Source organism: Butyrivibrio sp. LC3010, from assembly GCF_000424385.1.
Taxonomy (GTDB): Bacteria; Bacillota; Clostridia; order Lachnospirales; family Lachnospiraceae; genus Butyrivibrio.
Genome location: NZ_AUJU01000009.1, coordinates 108,761 through 123,554, shown reverse-complemented (window position 1 = coordinate 123,554; position 14,794 = coordinate 108,761). Strand labels below are relative to the sequence as shown.

General features: G+C 38.3%; 11 protein-coding genes and 1 tRNA gene. All 12 read right to left on the bottom strand.

Features of this window, described 5'->3' with window-relative positions:
* Positions 1-22: 22 nt before the first annotated feature.
* The gene (asd, locus tag G622_RS0108610; protein WP_026510386.1) at positions 23-1,108 is read right to left on the bottom strand and encodes an aspartate-semialdehyde dehydrogenase; all 1,086 of its coding nucleotides are present in this window, start codon (positions 1,106-1,108) and stop codon (positions 23-25) included.
* A gap of 67 nt (positions 1,109-1,175) precedes the next feature.
* Positions 1,176-2,594 (bottom strand): argininosuccinate lyase, encoded by a 1,419-nt coding sequence (gene argH, locus G622_RS22230; RefSeq protein WP_044957377.1) that lies wholly within the window; start codon positions 2,592-2,594, stop codon positions 1,176-1,178.
* 150 nt (positions 2,595-2,744) lie between these two features.
* Positions 2,745-2,817 (bottom strand) — tRNA-Thr (locus G622_RS0108600).
* A 109-nt stretch (positions 2,818-2,926) separates the two neighbouring features.
* Entirely contained in the window at positions 2,927-3,832 is a 906-nt protein-coding gene (locus G622_RS0108595) for a mechanosensitive ion channel family protein (protein WP_044957375.1), read from the bottom strand.
* Positions 3,832-6,381 (bottom strand): 1,4-alpha-glucan branching protein GlgB, encoded by a 2,550-nt coding sequence (gene glgB, locus G622_RS22225; protein WP_049945755.1) that lies wholly within the window; start codon positions 6,379-6,381, stop codon positions 3,832-3,834. Before glgB ends, G622_RS0108595 begins: the two co-directional genes overlap by 1 nt.
* Before the next feature lie 119 nt (positions 6,382-6,500).
* Complete coding sequence (gene dut / locus G622_RS0108585) at positions 6,501-6,938, bottom strand: dUTP diphosphatase (RefSeq protein ID WP_026510384.1); 438 nt, start codon at positions 6,936-6,938, stop codon at positions 6,501-6,503.
* A 36-nt stretch (positions 6,939-6,974) separates the two neighbouring features.
* Positions 6,975-7,451 carry a hypothetical protein gene (locus G622_RS0108580; RefSeq protein WP_026510383.1) on the bottom strand — a complete coding sequence of 159 codons (477 nt, stop codon included), beginning with the start codon at positions 7,449-7,451 and terminating at the stop codon, positions 6,975-6,977.
* A 97-nt stretch (positions 7,452-7,548) separates the two neighbouring features.
* Complete coding sequence (locus G622_RS0108575; RefSeq protein ID WP_026510382.1) at positions 7,549-8,508, bottom strand: ROK family protein; 960 nt, start codon at positions 8,506-8,508, stop codon at positions 7,549-7,551.
* A gap of 26 nt (positions 8,509-8,534) precedes the next feature.
* Positions 8,535-11,651, bottom strand: a complete 3,117-nt coding sequence (locus tag G622_RS0108570) for a sensor domain-containing diguanylate cyclase (protein ID WP_026510381.1) — start codon at positions 11,649-11,651, stop codon at positions 8,535-8,537.
* Between the two features lie 168 nt (positions 11,652-11,819).
* Positions 11,820-12,473, bottom strand: coding sequence for a fructose-6-phosphate aldolase (gene fsa / locus G622_RS0108565; protein WP_026510380.1), 654 nt, complete (start codon positions 12,471-12,473; stop codon positions 11,820-11,822).
* A gap of 126 nt (positions 12,474-12,599) precedes the next feature.
* On the bottom strand, positions 12,600-13,088 hold the full coding sequence (rnhA, locus tag G622_RS0108560; protein ID WP_026510379.1) for a ribonuclease HI: 489 nt from the start codon (positions 13,086-13,088) through the stop codon (positions 12,600-12,602).
* A gap of 11 nt (positions 13,089-13,099) precedes the next feature.
* Positions 13,100-14,788 carry a MutS-related protein gene (locus G622_RS0108555; protein ID WP_026510378.1) on the bottom strand — a complete coding sequence of 563 codons (1,689 nt, stop codon included), beginning with the start codon at positions 14,786-14,788 and terminating at the stop codon, positions 13,100-13,102.
* Positions 14,789-14,794: the final 6 nt, after the last annotated feature.

Sequence of the window (14,794 nt, the reverse complement as noted above, 5' to 3'; positions counted from 1 at the left end):
CCAGATTAAAAATTATGTCTTATTATTTTTTGGTAATATATCCTAGTGCTTTGAGGAGTTCAGCACACTCAACCGCACCGCCTGCAGCTCCTCTAAGAGTGTTATGAGAAAGTCCGACGAACTTCCAGTCATAAACTGTGTCTTCACGAAGTCTTCCAATGCTTACGCCCATTCCACCTTCGTAGTTAACATCAAGTGAAACCTGAGGACGATTATCTTCTTCCAAATACTGAATAAACTGCTTTGGTGCACTGGGAAGATTCAGCTCCTGTGGCTTACCACTAAAATTCACAAGACAATTAATAAGTTCATCTTTTGTAGCTTTCTTCTTAAATTTTACAAAAGCTGCGGCCGTATGTCCATACAAAACTGGAACTCTTATACATTGACATGTAATTATTGGACTTTTAGCAGGTACAATCACGCCATTTTCTATTGTTCCCCAGATTCTTAAAGGCTCTTTTTCGCTTTTCTCTTCTTCTCCTGAAATAAAAGGAATAATATTGCCTTCCATTTCTGGCCACTCTTTAAAGTTCTTACCTGCACCGGAAATAGCCTGATATGTTGTTGCTACAACCTCATAAGGCTCAAATTCTCTCCATGCAGAAAGTGCAGGAGCATAACTCTGAATAGAACAGTTAGGCTTAACAGCAATAAATCCTTTAGTAGTACCAAGTCTCTTCTTCTGGAATTCTATAACATCAGCATGCTGAGGGTTAACCTCCGGAATGATCATGGGAACATCAGGAGTCCATCTGTGAGCACTGTTGTTGGAAACAACAGGAGTCTCGGTCTTTGCATACTCTTCTTCAATAGCCTTGATCTCATCCTTTGACATATTTACTGCTGAAAGTACAAAATCAACGTCCTTTGTAACTTCTTCTACATTTGTTACATCCTTGATGACAAGCTTTTTAACACCCTCAGGCATGGGAACTTCCATCTTCCATCTGTCACCTACAGATTCCTCATAGGTCTGTCCGGCACTTCTGGGACTTGCTGCAACAACAGCAACCTCAAACCAGGGATGGTTATCAAGAATAGTAATAAATCTCTGACCTACCATACCGGTTGCACCTAAAATCGCCACTCTCAATTTCTCGCTCATTTTTTCACTCTCCTCTTAAAATATATAATAATTTATTTCCTAAACAGAACTTATGATATTCAGGAAATCATAGAACATCCAATATTTCGAAATCTTCAGAATGCGTCCAGAATTCATCCAGAAGTTTCTGATTTATTTTAATTGATCCGGACATAGCTTCAGGTCCCGGAGCTCCTACTGTAAGTCTCTTCTCAACACATGTCTTAAGACTTATGGCTTCATATACATCATTATCGAACTCAGGAGCGAATTTTTTTAGTTCTTCAATCGAAAGATCTGAAATTCCTATTGATCTATCTATACAATGTAAAACAATTCTTCCAATAATACCATGTGCATCTCTGAAAGGTACACCCTTATTTACGAGATAATCAGCGGCATCGGTTGCATCAGTAAATCCTCGGATAGCACTTTTCTCCATCTGATCTTTATTGAACTTCATTGTTTTTAACATGTCTGTAAAAAGAATAATACAGTTTTTTGTGGTGTCAATAGCATCAAAGCTTACTTCTTTATCCTCCTGCATGTCTTTGTCATAAGCCAGGGGAATTCCTTTCATGGTTACAAGAAGTGAATTAAGCGCTCCGTATACTCTTCCCGTTTTACCTCTTACAAGCTCTGCAATGTCAGGATTTTTCTTCTGTGGCATTATACTGCTTCCGGTAGAATATGCATCATCTATGGTCACAAAATTGTATTCATTTGAATTCCAAATAATAACTTCTTCCGAAAAACGTGATAAATGCATCATTATAATTGATAAAGCTGATAAAAATTCAATGAGATAATCCCTGTCGGATACGGAATCCATACTGTTATTAGTAGGTCCGTTAAACTTAAGAAGTTGTGCTGTATATTCTCTGTCCAGCGGATAAGTTGTTCCTGCAAGGGCACCTGCTCCCAAAGGACAATAGTTCATCCTGGAATAAATGTCCTTAAGCCTTGTGGCATCTCTGTAAAACATCTCAAAATATGCTCCAAGATGATGCGCAAGTGTAACCGGCTGAGCCTTCTGAAGATGAGTAAAACCAGGCATGTAAGTGTAGAGATTATCATTCATAATAGAATCAAGAGTAGTCAGCATGCCATATAAAGCTTCAGCTGTATTCTTAACCTCTTCACGAACAAAAAGTCGCATATCCAGGGCTACCTGATCATTACGGGATCTGCCTGTATGCATTTTCTTACCTGCATCACCGATTCTCTCTATCAGATTAGCTTCAAGAAAACTATGAACATCCTCATACTTATCTGTAATCTGAAGCTTTCCCTCATTTACATCTTTAAGAATTTCATCAAGCCCGTTCTTTATCTGCTCACATTCTTCATTTGTAATTATCCCCTGTTTTGCAAGCATACTAACATGAGCTTTACTACCAACAGCATCTGCATTTATAAGTCTTTTGTCAAAATAAATGGATGCATTAAACTTCCAGGCAAGTTCACTAATCTCGCCCTGAAATCTTCCTCCCCACAGCTGCGCCATATATTACTCCTTTTGAAATATTCTGATTTTTGAACTAACATTTAATAAAACAATTATACTTTAACTTATCATAGTGTTAAAGTGAATACAAGCATTCTGAATATAAAAAAACTCGTGGATTTTGCCACGAGTTTAGTGAATTTTCATAAAAGCTGGAAAAGGGACTTGAACCCTCGACCTACTGATTACGAATCAGTTGCGCTACCAACTGCGCTATTCCAGCAAAATTTTAGATTCCTGTCTGTATGAACGGGAATCTAAAACTTAAAAGCACAAATATCATTATATAGATGATATCATTCTTTGACAAGCTTTTTAAAGAAAAAATAAATTTATCTCATATGTACATCAATCTGAGGAAAGGGAATCTCAACGCCTTCTTTATCAAAGGCTTTCTTTACTGCTTCATTCATTGACCATTTTGCCTTCAGATAGTTCTCAGGCTTTACCCAACCTCTTATTCTGAGATTAACACTGCTGTCTGCAAGTGCATCAACATATACACACTTTTCATATTTATCTGAAATGTACTCGTTGGCATCCATTACCTTCTCCGCTACAGTTCTTGCTTTATCAATATCAGCGCCATAGGAAATGCCAACCATTGTATCCAGAATTCTCATTGTATTTCCGTTGTTGTTTGTAATTGTTGCAGAAGCAAGTGAGCCGTTTGGTATAACAACTCTTCTGAAATCAGCTGTCAGCATTCTCGTATTGATAAGTGATATTTCTGTTACAGTTCCTTCTACTCCGGTACTTCCGACAATTATATAATCTCCAACCCTGAAGGGTCTTGATAGAAGTATCAGTATTCCTCCTGCAAAATCTGAAAGAGTGCCCTGTATAGCAAGACCTATCGCAACACCTGCAGAACCAAGCAGTGCAACTATGCTGGCTGTATCCATTCCAAAAGCTGCAGCCAGTGAAAATACCAAAAGTATCTCGAGTGATACTCTTACGACCTTAGCAAGGAATTTTGCAGTTGCATCTTCAATCTTGGTTTTTAAAAGAGATTTTTCAACAATATTTGCAATGACCTTAATTACTTGCCACATAATCACAAGGATTATTATGGCAAGTACTGCCTGAACCAGCAGTGCAAAGGCCTTATCCGGGAGTTCTTTTAAATATTTTTCTATAACTCCCGGCTTTAAATTATCATTACCTGTTACCTCAGCTATAGTCTCGATGGCAGTTTCAGCTGTAGTAGTAGCAGTCAGGGGTAACATTCTAAGCATTATTCGTTATCTTCTTTCTTGTCCGTATTTTCTGCTTTTGATGAAGAAGTTTTCTTTGTTGAAGTCTTTCTTGTCTTCTTTGCAGCTGTCTTTGTTTCTGTCTTGGCAGTTGTCTTCTTTGCTGAAGTCTTCTTTGTCTGCGTTTTCTTAGTGCCGGAAACTGCCTTAAATGCTGCTTCTGAAACAATACTTGAAATTCGTTCTTCTTCTATCTGCTCGTACTTCTTTTCAATAGCTTCTTCCTGAGCTGCAAGCTCTCTCTCATAACGCTCATGAAGCTCCTTCAAAAGCTCTGCCTCTTCCTTCTCCTGACGATTCTTGAGTTCCCTTAAGGTTCTCTCACGTTCCTGCATCTTATTGTTTGCTTCTTCCTCACGGATTTTTCTGATCTTCTTTTCCTGAGTTGTATAAGCAGTATAAGAGAATATTGCAAGTGAAGATGATGCAAGCTTAACAGGAATTGAATATGGTCTTCCATCAGCCTCGCTGAAGTTTGCTTCGATTCTGCCGGGATTCACAATTCCGCTTCCGCCATAGCAGGTATCATCGGAGTTGAAGATCTCGTAATACTTACCGTCAGCAGGCACGCCAACTTCAAATGTTCTGTCTACACCTGCCATATTAACTACAACAATCAGCATATCTGCATCAGACTGTCCTTTTCTTATAAAGGACATCATGCATTCCTCAGCTGCCATGCTATTGATCCACTCAAAGCCGCTGTCATTAACATCAATCTGATGAAGAGCCGGTCTTGAATAATAAATCTCATTAAGAGAATGTATCAGGTTCTCTAAAAATACTGCATTATCAATGCTTAACTCATTGGGATCCATGTAAAGCATTTTCTTTCCCGGATGAGTCATAAGGTATGATATTGCAAGACGAACCCCTGCCATCTTCTGAGCGGAGTCGCCGGGCATAAGATCATAGAGACCTTCAAGTCCTTTCCCAATCTCTTCATGAGTAAATGCCAGCACAAATCTCTCTGTATAGCAATAAACAAGTGAGAATGTCAGCTCATTATGATTGCCTGATCTGAAAAGAGGATCATTTTGGATATAATCAAGGAAATCCTTAGTCCATCCATTATTCCATTTATAATCAAATCCAAGACCACCGTCGTCCAGCTCACCTGTTACTCTCGGCCAGCAGGAAGTCTCCTTTGTAAGTGTAAGTATGCCGGGGTGCTTAGTCTTCAGCACTGAGTTGAAGTTACACAAAAAGTCCTTGGCTTCAAGATTCTCATTACCGCCATATATATTAGGAATCCACTGACCGGGCTTTCTGTCATAATCAAGGTAAAGAATCTTGGCAATATCAGCAACTCTTAGACCGTCGAGATGATAATTTTCAACCCAGTAAAGTGCACATGAAAGCAGAAAGTTAGTCACCTGTTTTCTTCCAAAATCAAATATCAGATCACCGGTTCTGGGATGCACACCCATTCTCGGATCCGGATATTCATAAAGAGCCTGTCCGTCAAACGCATTAAGGCCGCATTGAAGCTTGGGGAAAAATGTTGTAACGAAATCCATTATTACCCTTATTCCAGCTCCATGCATGATATTTACAAACTTCTTAAAGTCATCAGGTGATCCATATCTTTTCTGAACAGAGAAAAATCCGTTAATATGGAAAGGATGTCCCGGAATATGTTCCATAATAGGCTTTAATTCGATGGTATTAAAACCATGGTCCTTGACATATTCAAGAATCTCTCCTGCAAGCTCCTCATAATCGGGAATATGATTCTGATGCTTTGCAGCAAAGGTATCAAGAGAAAGCTCACAAATTGACAGCGGATCAGTATCCCTGTCAAATTTGGTTCTGTTTTTTATAAATGTAGCATCATTCCAGTCGATGTCCTTTATTTCAACGACCTGTGAAATCACATTATCCCTGTCTTTATAAGCATATCCATAAGGGTCAGGTCTTTTGAATATCACACCGCCCTTGGTCTTTATCTCATACTGATAGCCATCACCGTCTTTGGCATCCGGAATGAAAATCTCGAATATTCCGGCATGATCAACACGCTGCATCTGATTGACTCTTCCATCCCATTCGTTAAAGTCACCTATTACACTGACTCTTGCAGCATCCGGTGCCCATACGGCAAAAGTACAGCCCTTTACACCGTCGATCTCGATAACATGAGCTCCAAGCTTTTCATAGATGTTATAGTGAATTCCGCTGTTGAATTTGATAAAATCCTCGCGGTCCATTCTCGGTGCAAAATTATATGGATCTGTTATTTCCCTGATATCCCCGTTCTCAAGTTTGATCCTGTATTTATATTTGAAATTTTCCTTATAGGGAACAAGCGCAGCATAGAAACCTGCTTCATCAGCAAGCTCCATCTTATATGTTTTTGTACCCGTAGCCGGAACTACTTCAATTTCTACTGCCATGGGGTAAAAGGTCTGAATAAGAAGATTAGAACCTACCTTGTGAGCGCCTAAGATTCTGTGAGGATCATCACCATCTGAATAAATAATCTCTTCAATCTCAGGCCAGTTCATAAGTTTATATAGCTTATTGTTCATAGTTTCCCTCCGCATATGTATGCTTTAAAAATAAATTCTAAAGGTTTGCACAAAAGAACTATGCAATCACCTCTAATTATATCACATTCAAAATTACAAAAGTTTTAACTATGTAAAAATCATTTCTTCCCTGTAGAGCCAAATCCACCGGCACCTCTCTCTGATTCCGCAAGCTCATCAGCCTCTTCAAATTCAACTGATAGATAGGGCTGAATAATAATCTGAGCAACTCTCTCACCAGGTGTAATTGTTCTGACTTCATCAGAATCATTATGAACCGCAACTATGATTTCACCTCTGTAATCAGAATCGACAACACCTACGCAGTTTGCAGGTCTGAGGCCTTCCTTTGTTGCAATTCCGCTTCTGGCATAGATTCCGCCAAAGTAACCATCAGGTATTTCCATTGCAAGCCCCGTACCTATCTTAGCTGTGGTATGCGGCTTAATATCTGTGTTTTCCCTGACATCTGCATAAAGATCATAGCCTGCTGCTGCAGCACTTCCTCTTGTGGGATTTGTTGCCGTGTCAGACAGTTTTTTAATATTTACTTTCATTCTATTACTCCTCCATTACTGGTAATTTATATTCGATCAGTTTCCTATTTTTTTATTAGGACTATGATAACCTTCGGCTGAAGCAGCCTTAAGAAACTCATCATATTTTTTATTATTCTTAATATATACTCTATATTTCTCAGGACCTTCAAGAACGACTCTGAGCATATTGTTTCCAACATCGGATATTTCAAGATTCCAGTCATCTTCATCATGTTTAAAGTCAAAGCTTATGCTGTCAACAGGTTCTGGATTACTTAAGGTAAACTGCCCTCTGGTTGATGTCATCAGTGAATTTAATGCCGCAAGATTATCCTGACTCATCTTGAATTTACCTTCTTTTCCGTTTACGACACATATATTTGATTCGTTACACAGAACAAAAAGATTCACTTTGAATTCTCTAAGATCATTTGATGTTTTGAGCATGGAAACTATCAGAAAAAGTGATGCGAGCAGAACTGTTATAAAAACAATCGCAAAAATCTTCCCCTTATCAATTACTTTTTTCATTAGACTTTATTCTCCCCTATTATTTCCCACTTAAAGCTGCTTGACTTCATAGATAAAAAACCTGTTGCAGGAAAAGCCCACAACAGGTTTTATTATCTTATAAATCTTCAATCATGGCAAGTGCACCGTAAATATTTGAATCATCTCCCAGTGCTGCTTTTTTAAGTTCAACAGTGCTTCTTATGGATGGCATACAATAACGGTCTACCTCAGCAAGTATCTTCTCCATAAAGATGTCTCCCACAGCTTCCATTACACCACCACCGTAAACAACTATATCAGGACTTATGGTATTTATCATATTACCGGTAGCTATTGCAAGATAGTGACATGCCCTGTCAACAGCTTCTATTGTTACGGTATCCTTCGCAGCTAAAGCCTTTTTGAGGTTCTTGCTCTTGAAAACACCGTTTTCTATGGTCTCTGCGAGCATATTTTTTCTTCCTCTGGAAGTCTGCTGCATTATATAAGCGCTCATTCCTTTTTTACTTGAAAATGCTTCAAGGCATCCTCTCTGACCGCATCCGCAGAGCGGGCCTTCAGGATCAAGAATCATGTGTCCGTATTCCGCAGCCTTATATTTATTACCTGTAAACATTTTTCCGTCAAGGATAAGACCGCCACCCATTCCGGTTCCGACAAAGAACCCTACTACATTATTATAGCCCTTGGCAACTCCGTATTTCCATTCACCAAGTACGCCTACATTTACATCATTTCCTATATAAAATGGAATATCGAATTTCTTCTCAATAGATGATTTGATATCATAATTGGTCCAGGGAAGATTAGGTGACGTAAGTATTATTCCCGCACCCTGGTCAATAACTCCCGGCGCTCCTGCAGCAATCGCCTTAATATCTTTCTTTTTAATGTCGGATTCATTAATCATATCCTCAACAACGCTTATGATCATTTTCTCAACATTGTCTGCGTCATCACCGGCTTCTTTAGTCTTTTTCTTAAGCCTGTAAACTATTTCCTTCTTTTCATTAAAAATAGCACCAAGAATCTTCGTTCCTCCGATATCCAGACAGATATTATACTTACCAGCCATCTTCCACCTCCGCTTATTAGTCTAAATCATCCTTTGTACTTTGCATAATTGTTTTTGCCATTTTCTTTTACGTAATACAAAGCCTTATCGGCGTTTTTATATAATTCATTATACGCTTTTCCGTCATCCGGGTATACAGAATATCCTATAGACATGGAATATTTTACCTGTTCGCCGTTGTATTCTATAGATTTTTTGTCCTCTGAAAACTTTTTCAAAAGTTCATCCATCTGCGAATAAGACTGGTTGCGCATGATAACAAGGAACTCATCGCCTCCGATTCTTGAAGGATAACAGTCATCACCAAGATTATTTTGCATTCTTAGCGCAGCATCTTTAATAACCATGTCTCCGCAATCATGACCGTAATTATCATTTATCTGCTTGAAGTGATCGAGATCTAATAAAACCATGGCAAGTGAATGGGTATTTTCATCTGCCTTTAGTGCATCATATACCTTACCGATAGTCATTCGGTTAAAGAGTCCTGTAAGAGTATCTCTTTCAGCAAGATTTCTTATAGTCTCATTTGTTCTCTTAAACTGATCGATATCATATTTCAAAATATAGATATGGACCATATCATCCTGCCTGTCTTTTCTCATGTAATAGCAGGCATTCTGGTATCTTGGCTGTTCATTTGTTCCGGTTCTCTCTAAATAAACCATTCTTCCGGATATTCTGCCGTTGTAGTACTCCCTTAAGAGTCTTTCTCTATTGTAGAATTCATACATTTTTTCCTGATCTTCATCTGTTACCTGTGAGAAAACCATTCCCTTTGTCACTTCATTAAACGGCAGTTCAATGTAGCCGGTTTCTCCGAAATCAGAAATAAGACCGCTTTGTCCCAAATGCATATAAACAGTTTTATCCTGTGTAAGATTAGCCTCAAGATAAAATGTATTTCTAAGGAACTGTTCAAAAGAACCGTATCCAAGTGTATCGGTAAAGGCATCACTGGCAAGAAGCAGGAATGTTGGATCGCTTGGCATATCATAATACTCAGATCCGCTCTGACTTATATCAGGAAGCTTTCTCATTCTCTCTGAGTCAATGCTTCGTGAACCCATGATAAACATGGTTGATCCTTCTGAAACAATCGGTATTATCAGATACATCAGCCAGTTATAGTTGCCTTTTGTATCAATAGTTCTAAAGTAATCCGTAAGGTGATCAATGTTATATTCATTGATTCTGTCCTCAAGATTACTAAGGTCATAGAATGCCATAAAGCCTTCCCGGTCCTCATTATAAATAGCTTCATTGGCAAATTTCTCAATAGCCCTGGTAAAGGATCCCTTCACCATACTCTGATTGTATTTGGCGTGATTTTCATATACAGTCTCAAAGCTGTCTTCATTTATATTAACTATATCCACGCGGTTATAGATCATGTACAGGAACTTCAGGTGAGAGTTCATCTGAACGGCTCTTGCCCCGGGATCATCTTCTGACATAGCCTCAGCCGTTGCAAGAATCGCAGTTTTATTTAAATCAGAAGAGCCTGTTATTTTTCTAAGCATGAGCCTGTTATAGCCCTTACTTGTTACAAATTCCATTGTATGGATGGCATCGTTATCAATACACTGCTCCGCAAGGGATCTCATATTTCTTGCAAAGGAGTGCCTGCCTGAATTGAAAAGTTCATTTATAAACCTGATATCTCCTGCAAAAAGAGGTTCAAATATATCATTAAAATCCTTACTGTACATAAGAACCTTAAATAAAGAACCGTCAAATTCAAGTATTGCAAGCGGAAGCTGATTTAAGAATATCGCCTCATTGATGTCGAGCTGCTTCTCTGCTATCGGGGTTTGTGACAGAATATTCACTTTTCCTATTTCATTATAAAATCGTCTCTCTTCCTCGCTTTCATATTCGAAAGGATAACCGCCCTCAGGATAATACCACATGGGAACAGCCTCACTGTAAAGATGTCCCTGGGTTCTTTCACAGCCTGCCTGCTTCAAGAACTCAAGTATTTCTTCATCCTCAACACTTCCCATGGTAGTATGTATGCCAAGTTCTTTAGCCATATTAATAATGTTTTTCATCATTATTCTCGGCTTTTTATCGTAGTTATACCCTTCAAGGAAACTACTGTTAATTTTCACAGCATCAAAAGGCATATCATTCAGAATATGCAAAGAAGAATACTCGCTTCCAAAGTCATCAAATATAATTGTAAAACCTGCATCCCTGAATCTTTCAAGCTCCTTCTTGATGCCTTTTCTGTCTGTTGTAATCTCTGCTTCACTAATTTCTATCTGAATAAGGCTTCTGGAAATATTATTTTTCTCAACTTCTTTAATTATGAAGCTGAGCATATCTGTCAGTTCAAAATCGAGTCTTGTAAGATTAATGGAAATAGGCACAGGTTCAAGACCTGTAAGTCCTTTGACACTGCTAAGATCCTTGCACACCTGCTGCACAACAAAGCAATCCAGTTTATTTATCTTCTTTGAATGTTCGAGAACAGGAACAAAATCACTGGGCATAAGCGCTCCATATTCAGGATTATTCCACCTTGCAAGAGCTTCATGACCACATACTTTACCTGAATAGGTATGGAAAATAGGCTGATAGTAAACAGAAAGCTCCCCGTTTTTGATTGCATCCTCAAGATGATGTACAACATAGTGCTGCATGAGAATCTTATTGTCTATATTTTCTCTGGCAAAGACGGAAATTCCATCCTCTTTTTCTTCACCGTTAGTGCAGGCTATATTTGCTTTTTCAATGATTGAAAGTGCATCCTTATCGTTTTCACTTATAGGATATATACCTGCATGAAGTGACATTCCGGTGTGGATATATACTTCATCAAAGTCCTTCTGAATTCTTTTGATGAAAGTTTCTACATCATCAATATCCGTAATTACAGCGAATTCCGCATCCTCCATTTTGCCTGATATATCAACCGGGAAAGCATTCTGAATTTTGGTTCTGACAAACCAGATTACCTGGTATCCTTCGTCGAAACCATAATACATATAATATTGCCTGAAATTTTCTATGATAAAATAAACACAGCAAAAAGAAGGAGATAACTCTCCTTTCTCTGCCTTTGAATTAACCAATTCTATAAATTCTTCTTTTGGATACAACTTGGTAAGAACCTTAGTGTCCTCAGCATTTATCATAATTATGTCGTCTTTCCTTAAAAAAAATTCACACAATTAATGTTAACAAATGAACGTAACTAAAACTATAAATCATCTATAAAAAATTGGTTAAAAATATAAATGGAATTCCCTAAAAGACAAAAAGGAGTATCACAAACGTGATACTCCCGTAAAAGAATTTTGAAATTATTCACCAAATACAGCCTTGTAATCCTTCTGGAACTTCTCAATACCAGCTGTTGTAAGAGGATGATTAACCATCTGTGCAATTACGCTGTAAGGAACTGTTGCGATATGAGCACCTGCAAGTGCACAATCTGTAACGTGCATAGGATGACGAACAGATGCAGCAATGATCTCTGTATCGATACCGTGAATGTCAAAAATCTGAGCAACTTCAGAGATAAGGTCTGTACCTCTTGTGCTGATATCATCAAGTCTACCAAGGAAAGGACTTACGAATGCAGCGCCTGCTCTTGCAGCAAGAAGAGCCTGGTTAGCTGTGAAGATAAGTGTCATGTTAACCTTAATACCTTCTGATGCAAGTGTATGGCAAGCCTTAAGGCCTTCAACTGTCATAGGGATCTTAACTACCATGTTCTTGTGAATCTTAGCAATCTCACGGCCTTCGCTGATCATTCCCTCAGCATCAACTGTTGTAGCCTTAACCTCACCACTGATAGGTCCATCTACGATAGAAGCGATCTCAGCGACAACCTGATTAAAATCTCTGCCTTCCTTTGCAATAAGAGAAGGGTTTGTTGTAACGCCGCAGATAACGCCCATTTCATTTGCTTTTTTAATGTCTTCAACATTAGCTGTGTCTAAGAAGAATTTCATAATATACTCCTTTCGCTTAAGCAATGATAGCTCAAGCATAAATTTCATTTTTTCACACCTCTAATATAATAACATATCTAAAATAATTTACATATCATTAAATGCTATTTTTATTTCAAAAATTGCTCATCGCAAATCGCCGCCATCATCATGGAGTAATAAATCCTTCGAACTGTCTGCAGCTGAGGTAGCAAGACTATCGCATCTCTCATTTTCAGGGTGTCCATCGTGTCCTTTCACCCAATTCCATGAAACCCTGTGTCTACCTGCCGCTTCCAATAATCTTTTCCAGAGTTCAACATTCTTCACAGGCTTTCCATCTGATTTCTTCCAGTTTTTCTTAAGCCATCCATTTATCCAGTTCTCATTAAAAGCACTGATGACATATTTTGAATCAGAATACAATTCCACCTCACATGGTCTGTTCAATGCTTCAAGTCCTACTATGGCACCCATAAGCTCCATCCTGTTGTTGGTAGTCTTATCATATCCTGCACTAAGCTCTTTTTCGTGAAGAGCTCCTTTAGCATCAACAAACTGTATTACAGTCCCGTAGCCACCGGGACCATCCGGATTCCCTCTGGCTGAACCGTCAGAATATATTGTTACTTTCATCAATTCACCTCTCACAATGACCACACACCGTTCTTTTCAAATCTGATTGCCATCTCCTCTGCATCCTCAACTATTCTTTCTTTATAACCAATGGTTCTCAGAAGATTGATAGCATTCCTCTTAGTTGCGGGTCCTTTTTTTAGTTTAAAATCAAAGCAGACATCATTATCATTCAGTTCACCTTCAAAATGGTAAACCTCATAATAATCCTTCAGAATATCCGAAAGCTCACCATCATGAGTCGCTGCAAAGCACATGATTTTCCGAGCATCATTTGCAAAAAACTCAAGTATTTTAGATGAAGCTGCTATTCTTTCTATTGTATTAGTCCCTCTTAAGACCTCATCAATAAAGCAAAGGACAGGTGCACTATTGTCATCTACTGCATCCAGTATTCTTTTAAGTGACTTTATTTCTACCATATAGTAGCTGTCGCCCAACTTCAGATCATCCTTTAACGCCATTGAACTAAACACTCTGAACACCGGTGCTTTATAACTTTTCGCAAGGCAGGTGTGTATGCTCTGTGCAAATATGGTATTTATGGCGCACATTTTCAGGAATGTAGATTTGCCGGAAGCATTTGATCCTGTAATAAGGAAGCCCTTTTCTGCTTTAAACGAATTAGGTACAGGCTCCTTCATTAATGGATGACGCCCTTCCTCTATCTCATAAGTTCCTTTATTTTCAAAATCAGGTTTACAATACCCATTTTCCAATGACGCCCTGTAGTAACATATGGACATAACTGAATCAATATATCCTATATTCTCTGTCAGCTTATGGACATATTGAATCTCGTTTTTAAGCTTCCTGTGCATTAAATTAAATTTTATTAGATCTATGTGAGTAAGCATCCTTACGTAATCCATGAAAATATCAAGCGGATTACCACTTCCCATGACTTTGCTTCCTGACATAAGGATAAAGGATCCTCTTGTAAATCCCTTTAGTCTTCCTATGCTCTCCATAATTTCGGAAATTTCTGAAGAAAAAACGCTATCTTTATGCTCAGACAGCTCTTTAGCTCCCCGAACAAGTCGCAAAACATATGAAAATGTCACAAGATAAGGATCAAGACCGGCTTTTATTCTAAAATAACTCACCAGATTATAAGCCATAGAAATTATCAGTATTAAAAATCCCGGCATAAAATTAAAGCACATAACCACAAGTCCTATAACCATAACTAACAGGACAAGTATATGCATAAGATTTGAACCGGGATTCACCTCATCAATAAGAGGCAGATAATCATAAATCGAATACTTCCCGGTCTTACCAATTCTGTGCAGACTCTCTTTTATTCTGATTCTCATATTCTGATCATCAGATAATCCGGAAAGCTCTTTTTCCAATTGATCAAAAGAATCAAGCCCCTTTGTTCTGGGCGCTCTTAACATGTAATATAAATATTCTACGCCTGAAGATGTCTCACAATAATTTATCCTGTCGTAGACAAAATCCATTCCCAGGTCATTCCAGGTAATATCATCTATTACAAAGCCATCATTGTGAGCTTTCAAGTATCCGCTTAAATCATCACGTTGTTTCTTAAGACGCACTGAAGGCGCAGAGCCAAATTCCTCTGCGCACTTCTCTCTAAATAGTTTCTCTTCAATTTTATTATTTCTGTATCCAAGAAGAAATGCAGCAATTATTATTGCTACAACAATCCCTACAATATAAGTTCCTGTCATACTTTA